Source organism: Streptomyces sp. 6-11-2, assembly GCF_006540305.1.
Classification (GTDB): Bacteria; Actinomycetota; Actinomycetes; order Streptomycetales; family Streptomycetaceae; genus Streptomyces.
On record NZ_BJOR01000001.1, the window covers coordinates 5,632,390 to 5,657,751 of the forward strand.

Annotated in this window: 22 protein-coding genes; 16 read left to right on the plus strand and 6 right to left on the minus strand. The window is 72.2% G+C overall.

The window, feature by feature from the left end; all coding sequences use genetic code 11:
• The first annotated feature begins 281 nt into the window (after nt 1-281).
• Nucleotides 282-1,412 carry a glycosyltransferase family 4 protein gene (locus TNCT6_RS24835; RefSeq protein WP_141362303.1) on the plus strand — a complete coding sequence of 377 codons (1,131 nt, stop codon included), beginning with the start codon at nt 282-284 and terminating at the stop codon, nt 1,410-1,412.
• Between the two features lie 3 nt (nt 1,413-1,415).
• Here the strand turns inward: TNCT6_RS24835 and TNCT6_RS24840 are convergent, their stop codons facing one another.
• Nucleotides 1,416-3,083 (minus strand): PucR family transcriptional regulator, encoded by a 1,668-nt coding sequence (locus tag TNCT6_RS24840; protein ID WP_141362305.1) that lies wholly within the window; start codon nt 3,081-3,083, stop codon nt 1,416-1,418.
• A gap of 116 nt (nt 3,084-3,199) precedes the next feature.
• Nucleotides 3,200-5,002 (minus strand): glycoside hydrolase family 15 protein, encoded by a 1,803-nt coding sequence (locus TNCT6_RS24845; RefSeq protein ID WP_172633010.1) that lies wholly within the window; start codon nt 5,000-5,002, stop codon nt 3,200-3,202.
• A 514-nt stretch (nt 5,003-5,516) separates the two neighbouring features.
• Between TNCT6_RS24845 and TNCT6_RS24850 the strand changes: the two genes are divergently transcribed.
• From TNCT6_RS24850 to TNCT6_RS24890, 9 genes are all read left to right on the plus strand, one after another.
• On the plus strand, nt 5,517-7,184 hold the full coding sequence (locus tag TNCT6_RS24850) for a CTP synthase (protein ID WP_141362307.1): 1,668 nt from the start codon (nt 5,517-5,519) through the stop codon (nt 7,182-7,184).
• A gap of 85 nt (nt 7,185-7,269) precedes the next feature.
• Nucleotides 7,270-7,896 carry an NUDIX hydrolase gene (locus TNCT6_RS24855; RefSeq protein ID WP_141362309.1) on the plus strand — a complete coding sequence of 209 codons (627 nt, stop codon included), beginning with the start codon at nt 7,270-7,272 and terminating at the stop codon, nt 7,894-7,896.
• A 160-nt stretch (nt 7,897-8,056) separates the two neighbouring features.
• Complete coding sequence (locus TNCT6_RS24860) at nt 8,057-10,144, plus strand: tetratricopeptide repeat protein (protein WP_141362311.1); 2,088 nt, start codon at nt 8,057-8,059, stop codon at nt 10,142-10,144.
• Between the two features lie 135 nt (nt 10,145-10,279).
• Nucleotides 10,280-11,404: an alanine dehydrogenase gene (gene ald / locus TNCT6_RS24865; protein ID WP_141362313.1), complete on the plus strand. Its 1,125-nt coding sequence runs from the start codon at nt 10,280-10,282 to the stop codon at nt 11,402-11,404.
• A gap of 400 nt (nt 11,405-11,804) precedes the next feature.
• Nucleotides 11,805-12,941, plus strand: coding sequence for a ParA family protein (locus TNCT6_RS24870; RefSeq protein ID WP_141362315.1), 1,137 nt, complete (start codon nt 11,805-11,807; stop codon nt 12,939-12,941).
• The gene (locus TNCT6_RS24875; RefSeq protein ID WP_141362317.1) at nt 12,926-13,495 is read left to right on the plus strand and encodes a hypothetical protein; all 570 of its coding nucleotides are present in this window, start codon (nt 12,926-12,928) and stop codon (nt 13,493-13,495) included. The genes TNCT6_RS24870 and TNCT6_RS24875 overlap by 16 nt, the downstream gene beginning before the upstream one ends.
• Nucleotides 13,496-13,917: 422 nt before the next feature.
• The gene (locus TNCT6_RS24880) at nt 13,918-15,042 is read left to right on the plus strand and encodes a ScpA family protein (protein ID WP_373996247.1); all 1,125 of its coding nucleotides are present in this window, start codon (nt 13,918-13,920) and stop codon (nt 15,040-15,042) included.
• On the plus strand, nt 15,039-15,713 hold the full coding sequence (gene scpB / locus TNCT6_RS24885) for an SMC-Scp complex subunit ScpB (RefSeq protein ID WP_141362321.1): 675 nt from the start codon (nt 15,039-15,041) through the stop codon (nt 15,711-15,713). Before TNCT6_RS24880 ends, scpB begins: the two co-directional genes overlap by 4 nt.
• Nucleotides 15,713-16,774, plus strand: a complete 1,062-nt coding sequence (locus TNCT6_RS24890; protein ID WP_141362323.1) for a pseudouridine synthase — start codon at nt 15,713-15,715, stop codon at nt 16,772-16,774. Before scpB ends, TNCT6_RS24890 begins: the two co-directional genes overlap by 1 nt.
• A gap of 25 nt (nt 16,775-16,799) precedes the next feature.
• On the opposite strand, the gene TNCT6_RS24895 is transcribed toward TNCT6_RS24890, so the two are convergent.
• Together TNCT6_RS24895 and TNCT6_RS24900 are read right to left on the minus strand one after the other, a co-directional pair.
• Nucleotides 16,800-17,492: a DNA polymerase beta superfamily protein gene (locus TNCT6_RS24895; protein ID WP_141362325.1), complete on the minus strand. Its 693-nt coding sequence runs from the start codon at nt 17,490-17,492 to the stop codon at nt 16,800-16,802.
• 22 nt (nt 17,493-17,514) lie between these two features.
• Nucleotides 17,515-17,988, minus strand: a complete 474-nt coding sequence (locus TNCT6_RS24900) for a Rieske 2Fe-2S domain-containing protein (RefSeq protein WP_141362327.1) — start codon at nt 17,986-17,988, stop codon at nt 17,515-17,517.
• A 217-nt stretch (nt 17,989-18,205) separates the two neighbouring features.
• Here TNCT6_RS24900 and aroH point away from each other — a divergent pair, with 217 nt between their 5' ends.
• The 5 genes from aroH to der all read left to right on the plus strand — a co-directional run bounded on the left by aroH (nt 18,206) and on the right by der (nt 22,688).
• On the plus strand, nt 18,206-18,568 hold the full coding sequence (gene aroH / locus TNCT6_RS24905; protein ID WP_141362329.1) for a chorismate mutase: 363 nt from the start codon (nt 18,206-18,208) through the stop codon (nt 18,566-18,568).
• Entirely contained in the window at nt 18,565-19,650 is a 1,086-nt protein-coding gene (locus TNCT6_RS24910) for a prephenate dehydrogenase (RefSeq protein WP_141362330.1), read from the plus strand. Before aroH ends, TNCT6_RS24910 begins: the two co-directional genes overlap by 4 nt.
• Before the next feature lie 89 nt (nt 19,651-19,739).
• On the plus strand, nt 19,740-20,435 hold the full coding sequence (cmk, locus tag TNCT6_RS24915; protein ID WP_141362332.1) for a (d)CMP kinase: 696 nt from the start codon (nt 19,740-19,742) through the stop codon (nt 20,433-20,435).
• Complete coding sequence (locus TNCT6_RS24920; RefSeq protein WP_172633011.1) at nt 20,393-21,136, plus strand: 1-acyl-sn-glycerol-3-phosphate acyltransferase; 744 nt, start codon at nt 20,393-20,395, stop codon at nt 21,134-21,136. The genes cmk and TNCT6_RS24920 overlap by 43 nt, the downstream gene beginning before the upstream one ends.
• Before the next feature lie 67 nt (nt 21,137-21,203).
• Complete coding sequence (der, locus tag TNCT6_RS24925; protein WP_141362334.1) at nt 21,204-22,688, plus strand: ribosome biogenesis GTPase Der; 1,485 nt, start codon at nt 21,204-21,206, stop codon at nt 22,686-22,688.
• Between the two features lie 55 nt (nt 22,689-22,743).
• Here der and TNCT6_RS24930 read toward each other — a convergent pair whose 3' ends face one another.
• Nucleotides 22,744-23,118: a hypothetical protein gene (locus tag TNCT6_RS24930; protein WP_141362336.1), complete on the minus strand. Its 375-nt coding sequence runs from the start codon at nt 23,116-23,118 to the stop codon at nt 22,744-22,746.
• A 37-nt stretch (nt 23,119-23,155) separates the two neighbouring features.
• Nucleotides 23,156-23,989, minus strand: a complete 834-nt coding sequence (locus TNCT6_RS24935) for a hypothetical protein (protein WP_141362338.1) — start codon at nt 23,987-23,989, stop codon at nt 23,156-23,158.
• Between the two features lie 541 nt (nt 23,990-24,530).
• Here TNCT6_RS24935 and TNCT6_RS24940 point away from each other — a divergent pair.
• The gene (locus TNCT6_RS24940) at nt 24,531-25,247 is read left to right on the plus strand and encodes a transglycosylase family protein (RefSeq protein WP_141362340.1); all 717 of its coding nucleotides are present in this window, start codon (nt 24,531-24,533) and stop codon (nt 25,245-25,247) included.
• The last annotated feature ends 115 nt before the right edge of the window (nt 25,248-25,362 follow it).

The following is a 25,362-nucleotide window of genomic DNA, read 5'->3' on the forward strand; positions in this document are numbered from 1 at the left end:
CTCGCGGTGGCCGCCGCTCCCGCGCACGGGGAGAAAATGAACGCGCCGAGGGCGGCACCGACCCGCCGGTTTCACTCTTATGAGTGATCCGGCGTCAAGCTGTCGAACCGTTCCCGCAGGCGCCCGGCACCCACCGCCGACCCGGAACACCCGTACGTACTGGCATCCTTGGACGCCGGGGGCAGTGAGCCGGGACAGCGTGTGCGGCTTTGTACCCCGGCTCGATACCTTCTGTACGTTTCCCGTGACCCTCCCGACGCCGAACCAGGAGCCCCGGCCGCGTGAGCCCCGTGAGCAGCCACGTATCGCACGGTCAGTCGACGCTGCGCACCGTGCAGGTGCTGGGCGGAGGCAACGCCGGCAGCAGCGCGCACGTGCGGTCGCTGGCCGCGGGCCTGGTCGCCCGGGGCGTGCGGGTGACGGTGTGCGCCCCCGCCGAGGCCGACCGCGCCTACTCCTTCACCGGCGTCGGCGCCCAGCACGTGCACGTGCCGCGCAGCAGCGACCCGGTGTCCGTGGCCGCGCTGCGCACGGTCTGCGCGGACGCCGACCTGGTGCACGCGCACGGGCTGCACGCCTCGTTCCGCGCCGTGCTGGCGCTCAGCGGCCGCAGCACGCCCCTCGTGGTGACCTGGCACAACCACGTGCACGCCGAAGGGGCCCGCGCGCACCTGATGCGGCTTCTGGAGCGCCGTGTGGTCAAGGCCGCCACCGTCGTGCTCGGCACCACCTCCGAACTCGTCGACCGGGCCCGCGGGCGAGGCGCGCGGGACGCCCGGCTCGCCGCCGTCGCGGTGCCCCGGCCGACCGCCGGATACGAGCACCCGGACCGTCCATGCTCCAAGGTGCGGGCCGAACTCGGCGCCATCGACCGGCCGTTGCTGATCGCCGTGGCTTCCCTGGACCCGGGCCGCGGCCACGAGCTGCTGCTGGACGCGGCCCGCGCCTGGCGCCTCATGGAACCCGTGCCGCTGCTCGTCGTCGCGGGGGAGGGGCCCCTGCGTGCGGAGTTCCAGCGGCGGATCGAGGACGAGGAACTGCCGGTCCGGCTCCTCGGGCGGCGGGACGACGTCCGCGAGCTGCTGGCCGCCGCCGACCTGGCCCTGCTGCCCAGGAGCTGGGAGGCCCGCTCCGTCCTCGCCCAGGAGGCCCTGCACGCGCGGGTGCCGCTCGTCGCCGCGCGGACCGGCGGGGTGCCCGAACTCGTGGGCGACGCGGCCGAACTGGTACCGGACCAGGACGTGGACGCGTTCACCGGCGCCGTCATACGGCTGCTCGGCGACCCCGAACGCCGCGAGGCGCTGCGGGACATGGGCACCCGGCAGGCCGCCACCTGGCCGACCGAGGACGACACGGTCGCCCAGGTGCTCAGCGTCTACGACGAGTTGACCCGGCCCCGGCCGCTGACCTGACGCTCACGGCACGTGCCGGCGGGCCCGCAGGGCCAGACTCAGGGCCAGGACCGTCTGCGGGTCGTCGAGGTCGGTGCCCAGCAACTCCCCGATCCGGGCCAGGCGGTTGTAGAGCGTCTGCCGGTTCAGGTGCAGCTCGCGGGCGGTCTCCGCCTTGCGGCCCGCGTGCGCCAGATACGTCTGAAGGGTGGGCAGCAGCGGCGGCTTCGAGCGCAGGTCGTGGTCCCGCAGCGGGCCGATCGCGCGGTCCACGAAGGCCGCCAGGTCGGGGTGGTCGCGCAGCCGCCACAGCAGCAGGTCGATGTCCAGGCGGCGGGCGTCGTACCAGGGCCGGTCCGGCAGCCCCTGCGCCGCCGTCGCCGCCTCCGCCGCGTGCCGCAGGCCCGCCGAGGCGGCCGCCCAGCCGCCCGCCACACCGACGACCACCACCTCCGGCTGCCCGCCCGGCCGCCGCATCCCGGCCCGCTCCACACCCGCCCGCAGGGCCGCCGCGACCCGGTCCGCGACAGTGGGCCGCTCCTTCTCCGAGCGCAGGCCGATCAGCAGCGGCACCCGGCCCTCGACCGGCCGCACGCCCAGCAGCACCGGCACGCCCACCGAGGCGAGTTCCTCGGCGACCGCGCGGGCCAGTACCGCCCAGCCCCCGCCGCCGGCGGCCGCGCTCGGCCGGGCGGTGTCCCCGGTGGACGCGAGCGCGTCGCCGAGCCGCATCACCACGGGCAGCAGCGGGCTGTTGCCCGGCTTGAAGCCGAGGACCCGGGCCTGCGCGGGAGCGTCCTCCGCGGCGATACGCCCCTCGGCGAGGTCGGTGAGGAAGTCGCCGCGGCCGCGCGCCGCCAGCTCCTCCTCCTGGCGGGCCTGCATCAGCACCACGGCGAGGAGACCCGCCGCCCGCTCGGCGGCCATGCGGTGCACCGGGGCCAGCGGCGAGCGGACCGGCAGCAGCACGAGCCGGGCGCGCACCGAGCCGGTGCCCGGTCCGCCGCCGGGCACGTCCACGACGACCGAACCGGCCGGCGGCGCCGCGTCCTTGCGCTGGCCGCGCAGTCCCTCCCAGACCTGGAGCGGATCGGCGCCCTCGGGGCCGGAGCCGGCCGCGTACAACAACTGTCCGTCCGGGGTCTCCAGGAAGACCGGGTTGCCGCCGAAGTCGGCCAGGATGCCGAGCACCTGCGGCACTCCGCCGCCGCCGAGCAGTGCCTGAGTGCAGCGGCGGTGCACCTCCTCGGCCCGCTGGAGCAGCGCGTAGTGACCGTTGACGATCTCCGTGTGGATCTCCTCGGTGACCGCCACGAACGGCACCTCGCGGTGCAGCTGGACGAGGGGGAGGCCGGCGGACCGCGCGGTCTCGACGAGGGCGGTGGGCAGGCGGGTGAAGCGCGGGCCCAGCTCCACCACCAGGGCCGCGATGCCGCGGTCGGCGAGGGTGCGCACGAAGGCCCGCTGGTCGGCGGGGCGGGTGCCGAGTCCGTAGCCGGTGGTCAGCAGGAGTTCGCCGCCCTTGAGGAGGGAGGCGATGTTGGGGACCTCGCCGGCGTGCACCCAGCGGACGGTGCGGGTCAGCTTGTCGGCGCCGGCGAGGACCTCGGGGAGGCCGCTGCGCAGGCCGGGCAGTTCGAGGGCGCGCCGGACGGTGATGCCGGTGCCCTCGGTGTCGAATCTGCGGTCCATGAAGCGGACGCTACCTCTGCCCGCGACGCGGCGGCAGCGTCGGGTGGCCGGAGCGGTCCGACCACCCTGAGCTGGGCCGACCGCCGGGCGCGCGCGTTCGCCCGCCCGGCGCCGGGTCAGCCTCCGTAGGCGCCGCTCGCCGTCAGGCGCAGGGCCGTGTCGATCAGCGGCACATGGCTGAAGGCCTGGGGGAAGTTGCCCACCTGGCGCTGGCGGCGCGGGTCCCACTCCTCGGCGAGGAGGCCCAGGTCGTTGCGGAGCGAGAGGAGCTTGTCGAAGAGCTTGCGCGCCTCGTCCACGCGGCCGATCATCGCCAGGTCGTCGGCCATCCAGAAGGAGCAGGCGAGGAAGGCGCCCTCGTCGCCGGGCAGGCCGTCGACGCCCGCGTGGTCGCCGTCGGTGGGGTAGCGCAGGATGAACCCGTCCGCGGTGGACAGCTCGCGCTGGATCGCCTCGATGGTGCCGATGACCCGCTTGTCGTCCGGCGGCAGGAAGCCCATCTGCGGGATGAGCAGCAAGGACGCGTCCAGCTCCCGCGAACCGTACGACTGCGTGAAGGTGTTGCGCTCCTTGTCGTAGCCCTTCTCGCACACCTCGCGGTGGATGTCGTCCCGCAGCACCTTCCAGCGCTCCAGCGGGCCGTCGGCCTCCCCGGACTCGATGAGCTTGATGGTGCGGTCGACGGCGACCCAGGCCATGACCTTGGAGTGCACGAAGTGGCGGCGCGGCCCGCGCACCTCCCAGATGCCCTCGTCCGGCTCCTGCCAGTGCTTCTCCAGGTACTGGATCAGCTTGAGCTGGAGCAGGGAGGCGTAGTCGTTGCGGGCCAGGCCCGTCATGTGGGCCAGGTGCAGGGCCTCGGTGACCTCGCCGTAGACGTCCAGCTGGAGCTGGTGCGCGGCGCCGTTGCCCACCCGGACCGGCGCGGAGTTCTCGTAGCCGGGCAGCCAGTCCAGCTCCGCCTCGCCCAGTTCGCGCTCGCCGGCGATGCCGTACATGATCTGGAGGTTGTCCGGATCGCCGGCGACGGCCCGCAGCAGCCACTCGCGCCAGGCGCGGGCCTCCTCGCGGTAGCCGGTGCGCAGCAGCGAGGACAGGGTGATCGCCGCGTCGCGCAGCCAGGTGTAGCGGTAGTCCCAGTTGCGTACGCCGCCGATGTCCTCGGGCAGCGACGTGGTGGGGGCCGCCACGATGCCGCCGGTCGGGGCGTAGGTCAGGGCCTTGAGCGTGATCAGGCTGCGGACCACGGCCTCGCGGTAGGGCCCGTGGTACGTGCAGTGCCCGACCCAATCGCGCCAGAACTCATCCGTCGCCTCCAGCGACTGCTCCGGCTCCGGCAGCGGCGGCGGCTCCTTGTGCGACGCCTGCCAGGAGATGGTGAACGCGATCCGGTCACCGGGAGCGACGGTGAAGTCCGCGTACGTGGTCAGCGACTTGCCGTAGGTCTTCACCGATGTGTCGAACCACACGGAGTCCGGACCCGCCACCGCCACCGTGCGGCCCTCGTGCCGGTGCACCCACGGCACGACCCGGCCGTAGGAGAAGCGCATGCGCAGCGTGGAGCGCATCGGCACCCGGCCGGTGACGCCCTCCACGATGCGGATCACCTGCGGGGCGCCGTCGCGCGGGGGCATGAAATCCGTCACGCGGACCGTGCCGCGCGGGGTGTCCCACTCGGATTCCAGGATCAGCGAGTCACCGCGGTAACTGCGCCGGGCCGCCGTGGGCGGCTGTGTGCCGGCCGCGAACGCCGGCCCGATCCGCCAGAAACCGTGTTCCTCGGTACCCAGCAGGCCGGCGAAGATGGCATGGGAATCGAAGCGGGGCAGGCACAGCCAGTCGACTGTCCCGTCCCGGCAGACCAGGGCAGCGGTCTGCATGTCTCCGATGAGTGCGTAATCTTCGATGCGCCCGGCCACGTGCAACTCCAGTCGAACGGCCACGTCACACCCCGCGAAGGGGCTGTCGCTAGTGCGGTCAAGGGGTGGTGGTAATGCGTCGTCGAGCGGTGGGGGGACCGCCGGTCGGCCGTGGGGGCAGAACGACAACCCTTGCTCAACGAACTGACGAGCTCTTGTTGTTCCGGGTCATACGGACGGGGGTGGTGCCGTGTTGCCGGCGGGGCTCCTCAGCGAGTGTCCGAGCAGGATACGACGCACGTAGATGATCTGCGTGCCGCTCCGGGCAACCCGGGTGCGCCGAACGAGTGAGCCATGGGTGAGGGACCTGTGAGTGGTACGCGCACGTGTCGGAGCGTGCGCGGAGCGTGGCCGGGAGCCATGCCCGTCAGGCGCTGATACCCTGGTAGCCCGTGGACCGGTGGGCTCGAAACCCCCGAACCGCAGCGACGGCGCCTCAGCCGGACACCGGGTTCCCCGGACCGGCCAGCCGTACCGCACGACAGACCGCGACCACGGGAGCCCCCTCTTGGCCATGCCGCCCGCTGCTTTCCGAAACAGCAAAGCCACGACGACCAAGCACATCTTCGTCACCGGGGGTGTCGCCTCCTCGCTCGGCAAGGGCCTCACCGCCTCCAGCCTGGGCATGCTGCTGAAGGCCCGGGGCCTGCGCGTCGTGATGCAGAAGCTGGACCCGTACCTCAACGTCGACCCGGGCACGATGAACCCCTTCCAGCACGGTGAGGTGTTCGTCACCAACGACGGCGCCGAGACCGACCTGGACATCGGCCACTACGAGCGCTTCCTCGACCGGGACCTGGACGGCTCCGCCAACGTCACCACCGGCCAGGTGTACTCCACGGTCATCGCCAAGGAGCGGCGCGGCGAGTACCTGGGCGACACGGTGCAGGTCATCCCGCACATCACCAACGAGATCAAGCACCGCATCCGGCGCATGGCCACCGACGAGGTGGACGTCGTCATCACCGAGGTCGGCGGCACGGTCGGCGACATCGAGTCGCTGCCGTTCCTGGAGACCGTCCGCCAGGTCCGCCACGAGGTCGGCCGGGACAACGTCTTCGTCGTGCACATCTCGCTGCTTCCCTACATCGGCCCCTCCGGGGAGCTGAAGACGAAGCCGACCCAGCACTCGGTCGCCGCGCTGCGCAACATCGGCATCCAGCCGGACGCGATCGTGCTGCGCTGCGACCGTGAGGTGCCCACCGCGATCAAGCGCAAGATCTCCCTGATGTGCGACGTCGACGAGGCGGCCGTGGTCGCCTGCCCCGACGCCCGGTCGATCTACGACATCCCGAAGGTCGTGCACTCCGAGGGCCTGGACGCCTACGTCGTGCGCAAGCTGGACCTGCCCTTCCGCGACGTGGACTGGACGACCTGGGACGACCTGCTGGACCGCGTCCACAAGCCCGAGCACGAGATCACCCTCGCCCTGGTCGGCAAGTACATCGACCTGCCCGACGCCTACCTGTCGGTGACCGAGGCGCTGCGCGCGGGCGGCTTCGCCAACAGGGCCCGGGTGAAGATCAAGTGGGTCACCTCCGACGACTGCAAGACCGCGGCCGGCGCCGAGCAGCAGCTCGCCGGCGTCGACGGCATCTGCATCCCGGGCGGCTTCGGCGACCGCGGCGTGCTCGGCAAGGTCGGCGCCATCCGCTACGCCCGTGAGAACGGCATCCCGCTGCTGGGCCTGTGCCTGGGCCTGCAGTGCATCGTGATCGAGGCCGCCCGCAGTCTCGCCGGCATCGCGGACGCCAACTCCACCGAGTTCGACCCGGCCACCGGCCACCCGGTGATCTCCACCATGGCCGAGCAGATGGACATCGTCGCCGGCGAGGGCGACATGGGCGGCACCATGCGGCTCGGCATGTACCCGGCGAAGCTGGCCGAGGGCTCGATCGTGCGTGAGGTCTACGACGGCAAGGAGTACGTCGAGGAGCGCCACCGCCACCGCTACGAGGTGAACAACGCCTACCGCGCGGAGCTGGAGAAGAAGGCGGGCATCGTCTTCTCCGGCACTTCCCCGGACGGCAAGCTCGTCGAGTACGTGGAGTACCCGCGCGAGGTCCACCCCTACCTGGTCGCCACCCAGGCGCACCCGGAGCTGCGCTCGCGCCCGACGCGTCCGCACCCGCTGTTCGCGGGCCTGGTGAAGGCCGCCGTCGAGCGGAAGAACTCCAAGTAGCACACCCGGTTGTACGGTTGCGGGGGTGCGTACCGTCAAAGGTGCGCACCCCCGTTCTGTTTGCGCACGTCGGAAAGGCCAGGGCATGACGATCAAGGACATCCCGGAGGAGTGGGAGATCCGGGCCACCAGCACCCCGTTCGTCGGCGGCAAGACCTCCGTCCGCACCGACGACGTCGTCATGCCCGACGGCTCCGTGGTCACCCGCGACTACCAGGTGCATCCGGGCTCCGTGGCCGTCCTCGCCCTCGACGAGGAGGACCGGGTGCTGCTGATCCGCCAGTACCGCCACCCGGTGCGGCAGCGGCTGTGGGAGATCCCGGCGGGCCTGCTCGACGTTCCCGGCGAGAACCCGCTGCACGCCGCCCAGCGCGAGCTGTACGAGGAGGCCCACGTCAAGGCCGAGGACTGGCGGGTGCTGACCGACGTCTACACCACCCCGGGCGGCTGCGACGAGTCCGTGCGGATCTTCCTCGCCCGGGGCCTGTCCGAGGCGGTCGGCGAGCGCTTCGCGGCGGAGCACGAGGAGACCGACATGGAGCACGCGCGGATCCCGGTGGACGAACTGGTACGGGGCGTGCTCGCGGGCGAACTGCACAACAACTGCCTGGTGGTGGGCGTCCTGTCGCTGGTCGCCGCGCGCCGGGGGGACGGATTGGACGCACTGCGCCCGGCTGAGGCGCCCTGGCCGGCGCGCCCCTTCGCGTCCTGAACACACCGTCGACCCCTGCGGTGTGACGATCGCCTGATCCGATCGGGCGACGTGTCCGCCGTGCTCCTCACGGTTCGTCGCAGAGCGTGAACTAGGCTCTGGAATCGCCCGAACCGGAGTCCCGGCGGGCTTGCACGTGCGTGGGACGGGAGTGTGGCCCGTGACGGATCAGGCGGTGGACGCAGGTGGCGTGAACCTGTCCGGCGGGGACCGGTTCCCCGCTGCCGCGAAGAGTCTCTTCCTGGGCCGCACACGGGAGTTGAAGGAGCTGCGCGCCGACATCGAGCGGGCCGGCCTCGACACCCTGGCCGGCCGCAAGGAGCCGCGCGCACGCGTCCTGCTGATCGCGGGCAGGCCCGGCTCCGGCCGTACGGCGCTCGCCGAGGAACTGGTGGTCCAGGTCGCGCAGCGTTACCCCGGCGGTGTGCTGCGCGCCGGGCTCACCGAGCCCGACGGCACCCCCGTACCCGTCGAGGCGGTCGCCCGCGACCTGCTCACGGCCCTCGATCTGCCGACTCCGCCCGGCGCCGCCGAGGACGACCTGACCGAGGCCCTGCGCACCGCCCTCGCCGAGCGCCGGGCGCTGCTCCTGCTCGACGACGCGGCCGGCGCGGACCAGGTCGACGCACTGCTGCCGGAGAACGCCGACTGCCTGCTCGTCGCCGTCTCCCGGGGCCCGCTCACCGGGATCGCCGACGTCCGCCCGTGCACCCTGGGCGGCCTGGACACCAAGTCCGGCGTGGAACTGCTGGCGCAGCGCATCGACCCGGTGCGCATCACCGTCGACCCGCGCGCCGCCGAGAGCCTGATCGAGGTCTGCCAGGGCCAGCCCGCCGCGCTGACCCTGGCCGGCGGCTGGCTCGCCGCCCACCCCCAGGCGGCCGTCGCCGACCTCGCCAAGCAGCTGCGCGCCGACCCCGACGAGCGTTCCGCCCTCGACCGGGTGCTGCGGTTCGTGCACGGCGCCCTGTCCGGCCCGGCCGCTCGGCTGCTGCGCCTGCTCTCCCTCGCCCCGGCCGGTGACGTCGACCCGCAGACCGCCTCCGCGCTCGCCGGCTGCTCGGTCGAGGCCGCCCGCGGCTTCCTCGACGACTTCGCCGAACTCGGCGTGCTGCGCGCCGTCCCCTCGCCGCTGCCGTGCTACGAGGTCCCCGGCTGCCTGCACCCGCTGCTGGCGGACCTCGCCCAGCGCCAGGACCGCCCCGCCGAGCTGCGGCTCGCCCGCGCCCGGATGCTGGAGCGGACCGTGCGGCTGCTCCAGTCCTGCCGGGCGATCACCGAGACCGACAGCCCCGAGACCAGGGAGAAGCTGAAGAGCCTGCCTCCCGGGCTGCGCTTCGCCACTCCGCGGGCCGCCGAGAAGTGGCTGCGTGCCCGCAGGCCCGCCCTGCTCGCCGCGGCCCGGCTCGCCGTCGCCGACGGCGAACTGGACACCCTGGCCCGCCGCTTGATGTCCCAGCTGGTGCGGGCCATGGTGGCGCACATCGGCACCCAGGCCGCCGCCGGTGACCTCTACGGCATCCACCGGCTCGTCCTGGACGTGGCCGAGCGGCGCGGGCTGCCCCGGGAGAAGGCCGCCGCCCTGCTGAACCTCGCCGACCTGGACGCCCGCACCGGGCGTACGGCGGCGGCGCTGGCCCGCTACCGGGCCGCGCTGGACGCCGGACGGGAGGCCGACGACCCGTACGCGATCAGCCGCGCCATGGAATCCGTAGGCAGCGCCCACCAGGAGCTGGGGGACTACGACCGGGCCGCCGACTGGTTCGGCCGTGCCCTGGCGCGGCGGCTCGCGCGCGAGGAGCGCGAGGAGGCCGCCCGCCTCTACGGCCGTATCGCCACCGCGCACACCTACACGGGCCGCTACGGCGAGGCCCTGCGCAACTGGCGGGCGGCCGTCGCCGCGCACCGCAAGGCGGGCGATGTCGCCGCCCACGCGCGGGCGTTGAGCGAGCTGGCCCGCGTCCAGGAGTACGCCGGGCGGCCCGAGGACTGTCTGCGCACCTGCCAGGAGGCGGTGGAGTGGGCCCGCCACGCCGAGGACGTACGGCTCCAGGCGGCGCTCCAGTTGCGGCTCGCCGACACCCTGGAGCGGCTGGGCGACACGGCCACGGCGGCCCTGCACCGCGGAACGGCCCGGCGCATGCTCGGCGACGAGGTCCCTGCGGCCGAGGAGGGCGGTCCGGAGGGCCCCTTGACGACAGGAGACGGCAATGCCTGCGAAATCCGCAGTGCATCCGCTGAAGATTGATGCAATGAAAGGCTAGACAGAGAGAAAGCCTTCATTAGACTGGTTCTGCCGCTCGCTCTCCTGCGGTGTTGCCTGGTATGCCCTCGCATGCCGGGGTACGTCTGATATTGCCCCACATTCTCTGAGCCAAGGACCGTGATCGACGTGAAGGTCGGCATCCCCCGCGAAGTCAAGAACAACGAGTTCCGGGTGGCCATCACCCCCGCCGGCGTGCACGAGCTCGTGCGTAACGGCCACCAGGTCGTCGTCGAGCGGAACGCGGGCGTCGGCTCCTCGATCCCGGACGAGGAGTACGTGGCCGCCGGCGCCCGGATCCTCGAGACCGCGGACGAGGTCTGGGCCGCCGCCGACATGGTGCTGAAGGTCAAGGAGCCCATCGCCGAGGAGTACCACCGCCTCCGCAAGGACCAGATCCTCTTCACCTACCTGCACCTGGCCGCCTCCAAGGAGTGCACCGACGCCCTGCTGGAGTCCGGCACCACGGCGATCGCCTACGAGACCGTCGAGCTCCCGAACCGCGCGCTGCCGCTGCTCGCCCCGATGTCCGAGGTCGCGGGCCGTCTCGCGCCGCAGGTCGGCGCCTACCACCTGATGCGCGCCGCGGGCGGCCGCGGTGTGCTGCCGGGCGGCGTCCCGGGCGTGCCGGCCGGCGAGGCCGTCATCATCGGCGGTGGCGTCTCCGGCTGGAACGCCGCGCAGATCGCCATCGGTCTGGGCTTCCACGTGACCCTCCTGGACAAGGACATCAACAAGCTCAAGGAGGCGGACAAGATCTTCGGCACGAAGATCAAGACCGTCGTCTCCAACGCCTTCGAGCTGGAGAAGGCCTGCGTGGAGGCCGACCTCGTGGTCGGCGCCGTGCTCGTCCCGGGCGCGAAGGCCCCGAAGCTGGTCAGCAACGAGCTGGTGTCCCGGATGAAGGCCGGAAGTGTCCTTGTCGACATCGCGATCGACCAGGGCGGATGCTTCGAGGACTCCCACCCGACCACGCACGCTGAGCCGACCTTCAAGGTCCACGAGTCGGTGTTCTACTGCGTCGCCAACATGCCGGGCGCCGTGCCCAACACCTCCACCTACGCGCTGACCAACGCCACGCTGCCGTACATCGTCGAACTCGCCAACCGTGGCTGGGTGGAGGCGCTGCGCCGTGACCCGGCGCTGGCCAAGGGCCTCAACACCCACGAGGGCAAGGTCGTTTACCGCGAGGTCGCCGAGGCCCTCGGCCTGGAGCACGTCGCGCTGGAGTCCCTGCTCGGCTGAGCGGGTCGCCAAGTCGCCAAGGTGTGAAAGGCGATACGTCAACACGTGTCGTCAACCTCGCACGACCGGCCGGACCTTGTCCCACAAGGTCCGGCCGGATGTGTGTATGGTCACTTCGCCGCACTCGGTCAACTCGCCTCGAACGCAACCATTCGACCGATTCACGCACCGGTGAAACCTGCCGTGCGACGGTCGTACGCCCTTGACAGAGGGATGTTCCATTACCGACACATCGGGCCGGGTCCGGCGGATTGTGTTGCTGCGGACCGCCGACACGCCATAGAGTCGCCAATCGTCGGCATGGTGCCACGCTGACCTGTCTAGAAGTTCCCTGGTCACCAAGGAGGTAAGACGACTTGTGAATGAGTCGACATTTTCTCCCGGGGGTGGTCAACCAGGAATGCCTGCGACGGGCCAGGGCCCCACGCGGCTCGAGGCTGTCGGCTCCGTTGCTGTGCGCACCTTCGCAGCCCACCAGAGTCACCGGACACCAGGGGTGACTCAGCCAGCACACCCAAGCATGGATGGCCATCACGTGAACGCCATGGCCGGCGACGGAAGTGGCGCGCCCCACAACCACTTCGCCGACTACGACGAACTGCCCGAGGGGCACTTCTACGACCCCGACGCCGAGTACGAGCCCGACCCCGAGTACGCGGCCACGCTCGCGCCCGACGCGGCCCGCCAGCGCCGTGAGCGCATCGGCCCGACCGGACGCCCGCTGCCGTACTTCCCGATCCCGGGTCCGCTGACCGACCACGGCCCCGCGAAGATCATCGCGATGTGCAACCAGAAGGGCGGCGTCGGCAAGACCACGTCGACCATCAACCTGGGTGCCGCGCTCGCGGAGTACGGCCGCCGTGTGCTGCTCGTGGACTTCGACCCGCAGGGCGCGCTGTCGGTGGGTCTCGGCGTCAACCCCATGGAGCTCGACCTCACCGTCTACAACCTGCTCATGGAGCGGGGCATGTCCGCGGACGAGGTCCTGCTGAAGACGGCGGTCCCCAACATGGACCTGCTGCCCAGCAACATCGACCTGTCGGCCGCCGAGGTCCAGCTGGTGAGCGAGGTCGCGCGTGAGTCGACGCTCCAGCGCGCCCTGAAGCCGCTGATGGACGACTACGACTACATCGTCATCGACTGCCAGCCCTCGCTCGGTCTGCTCACCGTCAACGCCCTCACGGCCGCGCACAAGGTGATCGTGCCGCTGGAGTGCGAGTTCTTCGCGCTGCGCGGTGTGGCTCTGCTGACCGAGACCATCGAGAAGGTCCAGGAGCGCCTCAACCCGGAGCTGGAGCTCGACGGGATCCTGGCCACGATGTACGACTCGCGCACCGTGCACAGCCGTGAGGTGCTCGCGCGTGTCGTCGAGGCGTTCGACGACCACGTCTACCACACGGTCATCGGACGCACGGTCCGCTTCCCGGAGACCACGGTCGCCGGTGAACCGATCACCACGTACGCCTCCAACTCCGTCGGTGCCGCCGCCTACCGCCAGCTCGCCAGGGAGGTGCTCGCCCGGTGTCACGCCGAGTGAGTCTGCCGGGGGCCGACGAACTGTTCCGTACAACAGGGGGAATGGCGCTCCAGCCGTCCACTCCCCGACGCCAGGCAGGCGGCGAGGCCCGGGTGCCCGCCCCCGCGGCGGAGGGTGACGCGGCCGCCTCGGCGGAGGACGCGCCGCAGTCGGTGCCCGCGCAGGGCGGCGACGGCGAGGGCGCGGAGCACGTGGCGGTGGAGGCGGGACCGACGGACGCGGGCGAGTCCCGCAGCCGGTCCGCGACCGCGGAGCGCTCCGCACGGCGTCCGGCGGCGGCGCCGGAAGGTTCTGCCGCCGCGCAGCCGCGCAAGCGGGGCCGCGGCGCGGCGCGCCGGCCCAGCGGACGGGAACGGCACGACGAGAAGATCACCGTGTACGTGTCCGCCGAGGAGCTCATGGACCTGGAGCACGCCCGGCTGGTGCTGCGCGGCGAGCACGGGCTCGCCGTGGACCGCGGGCGCATCGTCCGCGAGGCGGTCGCCGTGGTGCTGGCCGACCTGGAGTCCCGGGGCGAGGCGAGCATCCTGGTACGGCGGCTGCGCGGCCGTTAGCCGTCCGCGCGGGCGGTAAGCGGTAGCCTGCGACGGCAATGACCTCGAACGACGCTCCCACCCCCACCGGCCGCAGACGCGCCCTCGGCCGCGGCCCGGGAACGGCATCCCCACCCCCGGCTCATCCACCCGCGCCGCCCGCGCCCCAGGACGAGCGCCCCGAACCGCCGGCCGCGCCTCCGGAGCCCATGCCCGCACCCGGGACCGCCGAGCAGCCTTCCGAGCCGTCGGTACGGGCTCCTGAGCCTCCGGTGGACCTCCCGGGAGACGGCCCGGCCGTGGGCCCGGCCGCCGGGCAGCCGGCCGAGCCGGCGATCGGCGTCGCCGAGAGTGCGGCGGCCGGGCCAGGCGGCTCGCCCCTGCCCCGCGCCGGTTCCGGCACGACGTCCGGGCCGGGTGCCGGCGATGTCTCGCAGCCGGGGATCGCGGACGGTTCCCGGGCGGAGGTTCGTGGCGCCCTCGGACAGCAGGCTGACGCGGGCCGCCGGGTGGAGGCCGTGCTGGAGGCGGGGGACGTTTCGGAGCCGGCGGTCGCGGACGGTTCCCGGGCGGAGGCTCGTGCTGCTTCCGGAGCGGAAGCCGACGAGGTGCGCCGGGCGGAAGCCGCGTCGAGGCCCGAGGCCGCTTCAGGTGTGGGGGCCGAGGCCGGGCCGTCGTCCGAAGGGGCCGGCGAGGGGGACGGTGCTCTCGGTGACGGGGTGTTCAAGGTTCGGCTGGCCAACTTCGAGGGGCCGTTCGACCTGCTGCTCCAGCTGATCTCGAGGCACAAGCTCGACGTCACCGAGGTGGCCCTGTCCAAGGTCACCGACGAGTTCATGGCGCACATCCGGGCCATGGGGCCCGACTGGGACCTGGACCAGACGACCGAGTTCCTGGTCGTGGCCGCCACCCTGCTCGACCTCAAGGCGGCCCGGCTGCTGCCCGCGGCGGAGGTCGAGGACGAGGCCGACCTGGCGTTGCTCGAAGCACGCGACCTGCTGTTCGCCCGGCTGCTCCAGTACCGCGCGTACAAGCAGATCGCCGACATCTTCAGCCGCCGGCTGGACGAGGAGGGCCGGCGCCGCCCCCGTACCGTCGGGCTCGAACCCCACCACGCCGAACTGCTGCCCGAGGTCGTCATCAGCATCGGCGCGGCGCGCTTCGCCGAACTCGCGGTCAAGGCGATGCAGCCCAAGCCCAAGCCGCAGGTGTACGTCGACCACATCCACGCGCCGCTGGTCAGTGTGCAGGAGCAGGCGGGGATCGTGATCGCCCGGCTGCGGGAGCTGGGTGAGGCCGGCTTCCGGGAACTGGTGGCCGACACCGACGACACGCTCACCGTCGTGGCCCGCTTCCTCGCCCTGCTGGAGCTGTACCGCGAGAAGGCCGTGGCCCTGGACCAGGAGACCGCCCTCGGCGAGCTGATCGTGCGCTGGACCGGCGGTGACGGGGACGTGACGCCCACCGTGACGGACGAGTTCGACCGTCCGCCCGAGGTGCCCGAGAAGCGCGAGGAGCCCAAGGTGCCCGAGGAGCCCGAGGAGCCCAAGGAGGAGGAGAAGGCGTGAACGAGGAGACCACCGACCCGTCCGCGGCCCCGAGCACCGTCGCCGACCTCGACCTCAGGCCCGCCCTGGAGGCCGTCCTCATGGTCGTGGACGAGCCCGCGACCGAGGAGCACCTGGCGAAGATCCTGCAACGGCCCCGCCGGCAGGTCGCGGACGCGTTGCGTGAACTGGCCGACGAGTACACCGTGCAGGGCCGCGGCTTCGAGCTGCGGCTGATCGCCGGCGGCTGGCGTTTCTACGCCCGCCCCGAGTACGCGGCCGCCGTCGAGGGCTTCGTCCTGGACGGCCAGCAGGCCCGGCTCACCCAGGCCGCCCTGGAGACCCTCGCCGTGGTCGCCTACCGCCAGCCGGTCAGCCGCAGCCGCGTCTCCGCCGTCCGCGGAGTCAACTGCGACGGAGTCATGCGTACGCTGCTCCAACGCGGTCTGGTCGAGGAGGCGGGCGCGGAACCCGAAACAGGTGCGATCCTGTACAGGACGACGAACTACTTCCTGGAGCGGATGGGCCTGCGCGGTCTGGACGAGCTCCCGGAACTCGCGCCCTTCCTCCCTGAGGCGGAGGCGATCGAGGCCGAGACCCAGGAGGGCGTACCGTCGTTCGACCCGGACGCTCCCGATGACGCGCCGGGCGCAGACGGCGACCACACGACGAACACGACGACGGAATTTTGATGCGAAGCAGCGGCAGCGGCAGGAACGGCGGGCGCGGCGACTACCGCGGTGCCGGCAACAACAGGGACGAGCGGCAGGGGCAGGGCCGCCCCCGCAAGCCCCGACCCGAGGAGCGCCGCTACGACGTCGGCCCCGGCGCGACCAAGGACGGCCCCAAGTCCGGGCGCGGCGGATCCGCGCGCGGTGGCGCCAAGGGCGGCCCCAAGCAGCCCCAGCAGGGCGGCCGTACGGCTCCGGCCCGCTCCCGCGAGTACGAGACGCGGATGGAGGAGCGCAACCGCGAGCGGTACGCCGGGAAGAAGGACGTCAAGCTGCCCAAGACCTTCCCGGGCGCCGAGCAGGAGGGCGAGCGGCTTCAGAAGGTGCTCGCCCGCGCGGGCTACGGCTCCCGGCGCGCCTGCGAGGAGCTGATCGAGCAGGCCCGGGTCGAGGTCAACGGCGAGATCGTCCTGGAGCAGGGCCGCCGGGTCGACCCGGAGAAGGACGAGGTCAAGGTCGACGGCCTGACCGTGGCCACGCAGTCGTACCAGTTCTTCTCGCTGAACAAGCCCGCCGGTGTCGTCTCCACCATGGAGGACCCGGAGGGCCGCCAGTGCCTCGGTGACTACGTCACCAACCGCGAGACGCGCCTCTTCCACGTCGGCCGCCTCGACACCGAGACCGAGGGTGTGATCCTGCTCACGAACCACGGCGAGCTGGCGCACCGGCTGACCCACCCGAAGTACGGCGTGCGCAAGACCTACCTCGCGCACATCGTCGGCCCGATCCCGCGGGACCTGGGCAAGCAGCTCAAGGACGGCATCCAGCTGGAGGACGGCTACGCGCGCGCGGACCACTTCCGGGTCGTCGAGCAGACCGGCAAGAACTACCTCGTGGAGGTCACCCTCCACGAGGGCCGCAAGCACATCGTCCGCCGCATGCTCGACGCTGCGGGCTTCCCGGTCGACAAGCTCGTCCGCACCGCCTTCGGCCCCATCACCCTGGGCGACCAGAAGTCCGGCTGGCTCCGCCGCCTGTCGAACACCGAGGTCGGCATGCTGATGAACGAGGTCGACCTCTAGGGTCCTCCGTCCGGATCAGGCCGGCTCAGACGTCTCCCCGGCAGGCCGACGCGTGGCGGACACGGCGCAGGAAGTCCGCCACGCGTCGGTGATCGGGCTCCGCGGGGAGCGGGGTGCGGTCGGCGGCCCGTTCGGTCTCGGCGGCCAGGCGGGCCATCCGGGACTCGACCTCGGGCCACGGGACCTCACCCCGCCGCACCTCCAGGAGCGGTTCGCGCCGGTCGCCGACGTCGACCGTCAGCGTGCCGGTGCGCAGCAGGTCGCGGGCGCTGGTCAGCAGGCGCAGCAGATGCATCGCGTGCTTCCAGCGCGGGGCGCCGTGCGTGCGGACATCGGCTTCGAGCTTCCCGCGCTGACTCAGCGCGTAGCGGGTGAACGTCCCGCTCACCTGCCGGGAGAGGAACGCGCCACGCAGGGACAGCAGTTCGCGGCCGGTGTCGTCCACATACTCCACCAGGGGCGAGTGCAGGCACTCCAGGATGTTGGGGTTCGCGCGCAGCGCCAGCGCGCAGAAGCGCTCCAGCTCCCAGCTGAACTGCTCGTCGAGGGGCCCCTCCACATGCGTCGGAGGCTTCTCGAAGCGCCAGAACAGGGGAGTGGGCGCGACGAACACGCCTCTGCGGTCCGTGTCGCTGTCGTCCGTCGCCAGCCCGAAGGCCCGCGACCCCATGACACAGGCGTAGATGGTGTGGTCACGCACCAGGTCCTCGGGCTGCATGCCCGGGAGCGTACGCGGATCGTCACAGCAAGTGGATGGACTTTCCCTCCACCTTGATCTGCTTGGCGTCCAGCGGGCTGACCGCCGGCCCGTTGGCCACCGAGCCGTCGGCGATGCGGAACCTGCTGCCGTGGCAGGGGCAGTCGATCATGCCGTTGGAGATCTTGCCCACCGTGCAGCCCTGGTGCGAGCAGATCGCCGAGAAGGCCTTGAACTCGCCCTTCTTCGGCTGGGTGACCACGACCTTCTGCTCGGCGAAGACCTTGCCGCCGCCTTCCGGGATGTCGGCCGTACTCGCCAGTTCCGGTCCGGTGGCGGACCCCTCCGTGGCGCCGGAGGCCGCCGAAGGGTGGGACGTCGTCTTGTCCGAGGGGGAGGTCGCCTCCGCGGAAGGTGACGTCTGGGAGTTGCTGCTGGCTTTGGTGCCGCAGCCCGCCGCCACGAGCGCCACCGCACTCGTGGCGAGAACCGTGCGCCGCGTCGAGCCCTGGGTCATGTCGTCACTCCGGGGTTCCGGGGGAAGGAGGGAAGAGCTCCGAGCGGAGCATCAGCATCTTCGCATCGAATGCGGTCAAGTCGAAGCACATCGTGACAGCACGTAATAAACCACCCGTTTCCCCGGTCGTCTCAGCGGACGGGCGCCGGCCACCCGTCCCACGCGGTCTGACTAGGCTGGACACGAGACCCGATTCACCTCAGCAAGGAGCAGCGCCGTGGCGGTACGAGCGGTCCGGGGGGCCGTCCAACTCGAGCGGGACGAGCCCGGGCACATGGACGAGCAGGTCGGGGCGCTGCTCACCGCCGTCCTGGAGCGGAACGGCCTGACCGCGGACGACCTGATCAGCATCTGGTTCACGGCCACCCCCGACCTGCACAGCGACTTCCCGGCCGCCGCGGCCCGCAAGCTCGGCATCGTGGACGTACCGCTGATCTGCGCCCAGGAACTGGACATCGAGGGCGCCATGCCCCGCGTCGTCCGCGTCCTCGCGCACATCGAGTCCGACCGGCCGCGCGACGAGATCGCCCATGTCTACCTCGGCGCGGCGGCCGCCCTGCGCAAGGACATCGCCCAGTGAGAAACGCACTCGTGATCGGCACCGGGCTGATCGGCACCTCCGCCGCCCTGGCTCTCGCCCAGCGCGGGGTGGTCGTGCACCTCGCCGACCACGACCCGGAGCAGGCCCGTACGGCCGCGGCGCTCGGCGCCGGCACGGACGAGGCCCCGGACGGGCCGGTCGACCTCGTCATCGTCGCCGCGCCGCCGGCGCACGTGGCGGGAGTGCTCGCCGACGCCATGCGCCGCGGTGCGGCCCGCGGCTACCTGGACGTGGCCAGCGTCAAGGGCGGCCCGCGCCGTGAGCTGGAGTCGATGGGCCTGGACCTGACCGGCTACATCGGCACGCACCCCATGTCAGGCCGCGAGCAGTCGGGTCCGCTGGCGGCGACCGGTGACCTCTTCGAGGGCCGCCCCTGGGTGCTCACGCCCACCCGGGACACCGACACCGAGGTCCTCAACCTGGCCCTGGAGCTCGTCTCGCACTGCCGGGCGGTCCCGGTCGTCATGGACGCCGACGCCCACGACCGTGCCGTGGCCCTCGTCTCCCACATGCCCCACCTGGTCTCCAGCCTGGTCGCCGCGCGTCTGAAGAACGCGGAGGACGCGGCCGTACGGCTGTGCGGGCAGGGCATCAGGGACGTGACCCGGATCGCGGCCTCCGACCCGCGGATGTGGATCGACATCCTGTCCGCCAACCCGGAACCGGTCGCCGACCTGCTCTCCGACATCTCCATCGACCTGGAGGAGGCCGTGCAGGCCCTGCGCGCCCTCCAGTCCTCCGACGAGGCCAAGCGCCGCGAGGGCGCCGCCGGCATCGAGGACGTGCTGCGGCGGGGCAACGCCGGCCAGGTCCGGGTTCCCGGCAAGCACGGGTCCGCGCCGCGGGTGTACGAGGTCGTCGCGGTCCTCATCGACGACCAGCCCGGCCAACTGGCCCGCATCTTCGCGGACGCGGGACTGGCCGGGGTCAACGTCGAGGACGTGCGCATCGAGCACGCCACCGGGCAGCAGGCCGGCCTGGTGCAGCTCATGGTCGAGCCGAAGGCGGCACCGGTCCTCACCTCCGCCCTGCGGGAGCGGGGCTGGGCCATCCGCCAGTAAGAGGGCCTCCGGGAAGCCAGTAACCTTGTGCGGGGCGCTCTCGCGTCCCGCACACCACCCACCACCCTTCACCAGGAAGGTGCCCCGCTGTGGAAAACGGCGCCGCCCGGACCGTCCAGCCTGTGATCGTCGCCATCGACGGTCCTTCCGGCACGGGCAAGTCGAGCACATCGAAGGCCGTGGCCGCACAGCTCGGCCTGAGCTACCTGGACACCGGCGCCCAGTACCGGGCGATCACGTGGTGGATGGTGACCAACGGGATCGACATGGACGACCCCACTGCGATCGCCGCGGTGGCCGGCAAGCCCGAGATCGTCTCCGGCACCGACCCCGCCCACCCGACGATCACCGTCGACGGCGTGGACGTGGCCGGTCCGATCCGCACCCAGGAGGTCACCGCCCAGGTCAGCGCGGTCAGCGCCGTACCGGAGGTGCGGACCCGGATCACCGAGCTCCAGCGCTCGCTGGCCGTGTCCGCCGAGGCCGGGATCGTCGTCGAGGGCCGTGACATCGGCACCACCGTGCTGCCGGACGCCGACCTGAAGATCTTCCTCACCGCCTCCCCGGAGGCCCGCGCCGCCCGGCGCAGCGGTGAGCTCAAGGGCGCCGACGTCCACGCCACCCGCGAGGCCCTGATCAAGCGCGACGCGGCCGACTCCAGCCGCAGGACCTCCCCGCTGGCCAAGGCCGGCGACGCGGTCGAGGTGGACACCACCGAGCTGACGCTGGCACAGGTCATCGAGTGCGTGGTCACCCTCGTCGAGGAGAAGCGGGCCGCGAAGTGAACCGTCCGCCGGAGCGTGCGGCGGGTCCTCCGTCGGAGCGCGGTGCCGACGTCGGCCGGCGGATCGGCGTCGGGCTGATGTACGGGCTGTGGCGCCCGCGCGTGCTGGGCGCCTGGAAGGTGCCCGCCACCGGCCCGGTGATCTTCGCGGTCAACCACGCGCACAACGTCGACGGCCCGATGGTCATGGGCGTGGCACCCCGGCCGGTGCACTTCCTGATCAAGAAGGAGGCGTTCGTCGGCCCGCTGGGCCCCTTCCTGACCGGCATCGGCCAGCTTCAGGTGGACCGGCACTCCGCCGACCGTTCGGCGATCACACGGGCGCTCGGCGTCCTGAAGCAGGGCGGCGTCCTCGGGATCTTCCCCGAGGGCACCCGCGGCGAGGGCGACTTCGCCTCCCTGCGGGCCGGGCTCGCCTACTTCGCGGTCCGTAGCGGCGCCCCGATCGTCCCGGTGGCCGTGCTGGGAAGTTCCGAGCGGCGCGGACGGTTGATAAAGGGGCTGCCCCCGCTGCGCCACCGGGTCGACGTCGTCTTCGGTGACCCGTTCGAAGCGGGCGAAGAGGGCGGGCGGCGTACGCGCCGGGCCCTGGACGAGGCGACCGAGCGCATCCAGAAGCAGCTCACCGACCACCTGGAAAACGCCCGGCGACTGACCGGGCGCCAGGGCCTGTCCGCCGGACGGGCCCTGGGCGACACTTGAGTAGTGGATCACCGCGAACCGGTGGTGCTCCACCGATCACCACGATGAACGACGAGGTACGGACTTCATGAACGACGACATCCAGCCCGACGGCTCGGCCGAGCACGAGCACGAGCACGGGGCGCTCGGCGAGGCCGAGTACGCGGAGTTCATGGAGCTCGCCGCGGAAGAGGGCTTCGACATCGAGGACGTCGAGGGCGCCATCGAGGCCGCCGGACACGGCCCGCTGCCCGTCCTCGCCGTCGTCGGCCGCCCCAATGTCGGCAAGTCGACTCTGGTGAACCGCATCATCGGCCGCCGTGAGGCGGTCGTCGAGGACAAGCCGGGCGTCACCCGCGACCGCGTCACCTACGATGCCGAGTGGGCGGGACGCCGCTTCAAGGTCGTCGACACCGGCGGCTGGGAGCAGGACGTCCTCGGCATCGACGCCTCCGTGGCCGCGCAGGCCGAGTACGCCATCGAGGCCGCCGACGCGGTGGTGTTCGTCGTGGACGCCAAGGTCGGCGCCACCGACACCGACGAGGCCGTCGTACGGCTCCTGCGCAAGGCGGGCAAGCCGGTGGTGCTGTGCGCCAACAAGGTCGACGGCCCGAGCGGCGAGGCGGACGCCACGTACCTGTGGTCGCTCGGCCTCGGTGAGCCGCACCCGGTCTCGGCCCTGCACGGCCGCGGCACCGGCGACATGCTGGACCGCGTCCTGGAGGCGCTCCCCGAGGCGCCGCGCGAGACGTTCGGCGGGAGCGGCGTCGGCGGCCCCCGCCGGGTGGCCCTCATCGGCCGCCCGAACGTCGGCAAGTCCTCGCTGCTGAACAAGGTGGCGGGCGAGGAGCGCGTCGTCGTCAACGAGCTGGCCGGAACCACCCGCGACCCGGTCGACGAGCTGATCGAACTGGGCGGCAAGACCTGGAAGTTCGTCGACACCGCAGGCATCCGCAAGCGTGTCCACCTCCAGCAGGGTGCCGACTACTACGCCTCGCTGCGCACCGCGGCCGCCGTCGAGAAGGCCGAGGTCGCCGTCATCCTGATCGACGCCTCCGAGTCCGTCTCGGTGCAGGACCAGCGGATCATCACCATGGCCGTGGAGGCGGGCCGCGCGCTCGTCATCGCCTACAACAAGTGGGACACCCTCGACGAGGAGCGCCGCTACTACCTGGAGCGGGAGATCGAGACCGAGCTCGCGCAGATCGCGTGGGCCCCGCGCGTCAACGTCTCGGCGCACACCGGACGGCACGTGGAGAAGCTGGTCCCGGCGATCGAGACGGCGCTGGCCGGCTGGGAGACCCGGGTGCCGACCGGCCGCCTCAACGCCTTCCTCGGCGAGCTGGTCGCCGCCCACCCGCACCCGATCCGGGGCGGCAAGCAGCCGCGCATCCTGTTCGGCACCCAGGCCGGCACCAAGCCGCCGCGGTTCGTGCTGTTCGCCTCCGGGTTCATCGAGGCCGGCTACCGGCGGTTCATCGAGCGACGGCTGCGTGAGGAGTTCGGCTTCGACGGCACGCCGATCCACATCTCGGTGCGGGTGCGCGAGAAGCGCGGCGCGAAGAAGAAGTAGCGGCGACGGCGAAGGGGCGGCCCCGAACGGGGGCCGCCCCTTCGCCGTCGGCGGATCAGATTCCGCGCCGCGGAGCCGGTGGCAGGGCCGCGGGAACGTGGTGCATCCCGGTTTCCTGCCGCCCGATCGTCCCGACCCGCTGCCACTGCGTCTGCTGCCGGCCCGTGCCATGGCGGGTGCTGTAGGCCCCCAGGCTGTAGGCGCCGTACACGGTGGAGCCCGTATCGTGCGGCAGGTTCCCGAACGCTACAAAACCCAGATCCTCCTCGCCGCTGCGGTCGCCCGGCAGGGTCCGGTAGGACTTGACGTACTCGGCGTAGAGCGCGTCGTAGATCGGCGTGGCCGATGGGCCGCCGTGGTGATCCTGGGGCGTCCGCGCGGAGGGGATGGGCGGGTAGGTCTGGCGGCGGGGAACGTCATATGCGTGCACGTATCTCCAAACGACCCCGAACCGGAAGGGATGCGGCTCAGGTCCCGGCGAGCGGCAGCGTCGCCGCGACCAACCTTCCGCCCGCCGCGGCCTTGTCCAGCGCGTCCCGCAGCAGGTCCTCCCGCGGCTGCCGCCCGATGGACCCGACCGGCGCGGCGAACATGATCACCTGCTGGTGCTTGTTGGCGGCCGCCCGCCAGCCGTCGGTGACCTGGAGCGGCTGGTGCGCCTGCCACCAGGCCACCGGCTGGCCGCCGTTGGCCTGGGGCTGGAGGACGGCGTGCAGCTGGCCCACGGCGAGCAGCACCGACCAGCCGTGCAGTACCGGCGGCACGGCGGCGAGTTCGGTCACCGGGGCGTAGCCCTGCTCGATGAGCAGCGGCAGGAACTCGTCGGCGCCGCCCAGCGAGCCCGGACGCGCGATGGGCGCGGTCGGCTCGACGACCAGGGCGGGGTGCAACTCCCCGGCGATCAGGACGAGTCCGCTGGTGATCCCGAGCACGGCCTGCTCCGGCATCGCCTTCTGGGGCACGGCCTGCTCGGGCGCGCTCCACTGGGGCGGGGTCTGCTCCGGCACCCTGCCGGAGGGGCCCGTGTTCCCGTTGATGGAGCGGACCGCGCCCTGCAGTTGCTCCTCGGTGACCTGGACGACCTGCGAGGGCAGGCAGGTGGCGTGGGCGAAGGCGAGGACGGCGGTCTCGTCCCCGACGAACAGGACGGTGCTGGTGCGCTCCTGTTCGGAGTTGCCGGGGGTGCGGCAGGACGTGCAGTCGTAACTGCCCGGGGCGTTCTGTCCGGCGAGCAGCCGGTCGGCTTCTTCGTCGCCGATCTCGGCGCGTACGGCGTCGCTGACGTCGAGCATGCGCGGCACGGGTGGCTCCCTCGGGATGCTGTGCGTGGCGGAGCCGGGTGGCTCCCGGCCCATGAACCGGGAGGGACCCGGCTCATGAAGAAGACAACGGGTGATCTGTGGCGGGAGTCACGCCCTCCGGCGAACGGAATCGAACCATCCCGTGCGGAGGGTGACGGCAGGTACGGAATCCGGCACTCACGGTCAACTCACCGCAAGTGCAAAGACGTTGGGTCGGTGAAGTGAGTCACAGATCGAGGGTGCCGGTGGTCGAAAAATCAGGAAATCAGTGAATGAAGTGGGTGTCGGAAAAAAGTCTGTACCGCCGGTAACGGTGAACTGGCCTGCCGGAACGGGCGGTTGGTTGATCCGGGCTCCGTCCGCTCCTTACATTCCTCAGCCGTGTGCAACGAGCACCACTCGGGTACGTCCGCCGACCGCACCGGGCCGAGCACGGCTCGGCACGACCTCGTGCGGCGGACGGGGCGAGCGGGCCGGCCGCGTCCATGCGCGGCGGGCACGCCCGCCTTGGGGGACCCCGAGTGCTTCGAGAGGGATCCACATGTCCGAATGTGCCGACCAGAGCCACGACACCACGCGCGACAACGCCCGCAGGGCACGGACGACGGCGGCTCTCGCCGGGGCGGCCCTGCTCGCCCCGCTCGGGCTGCTGGCCGCCACCGGCAACGCCCACGCGGCGGACGCCGGCGTGTGGGACCGCATCGCCCGGTGCGAGAGCGGCGGCAACTGGCACATCAACACCGGCAACGGCTACTACGGCGGGCTCCAGTTCGCCGCCGGCACCTGGCGCGCCTACGGCGGCACGGCCTACGCGCCCACCGCCGACCGGGCCTCCAGGGCCCAGCAGATCGCCGTCGCCACCAGGGTCCAGCAGGCTCAGGGCTGGGGCGCGTGGCCGGTCTGCTCGGCCCGGGCCGGGGCGTACGGCAGCGCACCCGCGGCCGGATCCGGGGCGGGGGCGACGACCGAATCGGCGCACAGCACACACAAGTCGGTGGACAAGCCGGTCCAGGAGGGCGGCCGGCAGAAGGCACGGGACGCGGTCCCGCCGCGGCGGCCGTCGACGGCGCCGGCGCGCGAGGCGGGCCACCCGAACCGCGGCGCCTCCCGCGGCGCGTACACCGTGCGCGCGGGCGACACGCTGAGCGGCATCGCCGCCCGGCACGGGACCACCTGGCAGTGGCTCCACTCCGTCAACAGGTCCGTCATCGGAGGCGATCCCGATCTGATCGTGCCCGGTCAGCGCCTCGAACTCTGAGCCGCTCCGGCTCCCGCCACGGGCCCAGGGCCCCGTCCGGTCCACCGACCGGGCGGGGCCTTCCGCCGTCCGGCGGGGCGCCGGCTCCGGCAGCGAAACGGGTGGAATTCCCCTG

Coding starts and splice junctions, on each gene's coding strand:
- TNCT6_RS24840 (WP_141362305.1), bottom strand. CDS start 3,083: ATGGACCGCAGATTCGACACCGAGGGCACCGGCATCACCGTCCGGCGC.
- TNCT6_RS24850 (WP_141362307.1), top strand. CDS start 5,517: ATGCCGCCCGCTGCTTTCCGAAACAGCAAAGCCACGACGACCAAGCAC.
- TNCT6_RS24855 (WP_141362309.1), top strand. CDS start 7,270: ATGACGATCAAGGACATCCCGGAGGAGTGGGAGATCCGGGCCACCAGC.
- TNCT6_RS24870 (WP_141362315.1), top strand. CDS start 11,805: ATGCCTGCGACGGGCCAGGGCCCCACGCGGCTCGAGGCTGTCGGCTCC.
- TNCT6_RS24890 (WP_141362323.1), top strand. CDS start 15,713: ATGCGAAGCAGCGGCAGCGGCAGGAACGGCGGGCGCGGCGACTACCGC.
- TNCT6_RS24895 (WP_141362325.1), bottom strand. CDS start 17,492: ATGCAGCCCGAGGACCTGGTGCGTGACCACACCATCTACGCCTGTGTC.
- TNCT6_RS24900 (WP_141362327.1), bottom strand. CDS start 17,988: ATGACCCAGGGCTCGACGCGGCGCACGGTTCTCGCCACGAGTGCGGTG.
- der (WP_141362334.1), top strand. CDS start 21,204: ATGAACGACGACATCCAGCCCGACGGCTCGGCCGAGCACGAGCACGAG.
- TNCT6_RS24940 (WP_141362340.1), top strand. CDS start 24,531: ATGTCCGAATGTGCCGACCAGAGCCACGACACCACGCGCGACAACGCC.